Raw genomic sequence first — 262 nt, forward strand, 5'->3', positions numbered from 1 at the left:
CCCGTGGCTTATCGCAGCTTATCACGTCCTTCATCGCCTCTGAGAGCCTAGACATCCCCCGTGTGCCCTTGTTTACTTTCTTCACGCTACCACCCCTTTTGCAAAGTGGTAGGTTGCTTTTGGACTCAGCGCCGTAGCGCATCGTCCTCTGTTGTCTTCTCTTGTGTCTCTTTTCTTCCAATATGTCAAAGAACTCTTTGTTCTGGTACTTAGTATTTAGTATCGGGTATTTAGACCGTGGTCGCATACCCAATAACCGCAT

1 rRNA gene is annotated in these 262 nt (G+C 48.1%); it reads right to left on the reverse strand.

The window, feature by feature from the left end:
* Window positions 1–82 (reverse strand): 23S ribosomal RNA (locus ACP6L2_RS18195); the annotation flags it as partial.
* Between the last annotated feature and the right edge of the window lie 180 nt (window positions 83–262).

Origin of the sequence: Sphingobacterium lactis (assembly GCF_051951495.1) — a bacterium.
In the GTDB taxonomy this organism is placed as follows: domain Bacteria; phylum Bacteroidota; class Bacteroidia; order Sphingobacteriales; family Sphingobacteriaceae; genus Sphingobacterium; species Sphingobacterium lactis_A.